The sequence below is a fragment of the Agromyces sp. P1_H4 genome (assembly GCF_056405255.1).
Genome location: NZ_JBFUCL010000607.1, coordinates 1 through 718 on the forward strand (window position 1 = coordinate 1; position 718 = coordinate 718).

At 74.7% G+C, this 718-nt stretch carries 1 protein-coding gene; it reads right to left on the reverse strand.

The features are described from left to right. On the reverse strand, positions 1–718 hold a 718-nt coding region (locus AC1DY2_RS20325), incomplete at both ends, for an AAA family ATPase (RefSeq protein ID WP_476764060.1).

Below are 718 nucleotides of genomic sequence, written 5' to 3' on the forward strand. Positions count from 1 at the left end.
GGGGAGATCAACGCCGGGGCGCGCGGCCGTGGCCCGCTCGACGAAGAGCTCGACGGCCGGGCCGGCGGCATCCGACGCGAGGGGCTCGAGCGGATAGACCTGTTCCGCGCCGATCGTGAGCGGGCTGCGGCTCGTCGCGACGATCCGAAGGCTCGGGAGCGACGCGAGYAGGTCGGCGGCCCACCGCGCCGCGCCGTCGATGACGTGCTCGCAGTTGTCGAGCACGAGGAGTGCCGGGCCCTCCTCGAGGCGGGCGAGGATGCGRTCGCGCACGTCGAGCGCGCCCTCGGCGATGCGGCGGTTGCTGGACGCCTCGCGGACGCCGAGCGTCGACGCCAGGGCGAGCACCACGTCGTCGTCGGTGCGCACGCTCGCGAGTTCGACGACCACGACGAGCGGCACCCTCGCCCGCCCGGCGACCTCCTGCGCGAGTCGGGTCTTGCCGAGTCCTCCGGCGCCGAGCACGGTCACCAGCCGGTGTCGTTGCAGGAGCCGCTCGATCGCCGCGACGTCGTCGTTGCGCCCGAGGAGCGGGTTCGACCCGGCCCGGACGCCGATGCGGGTCGTCGATCCCCGAGGCGCGTCGCCGTCGTCACGCAGCAGGAGCGCGTTGAGCTCGACGAGCTCGGCCGATGGCGAGACGCCGAGCTCGTCGGCGAGCCGCTCGCGGAACGCGCCGTACTCCGCGATCGCGTCGACGCGGTGACCGGATGCCGCG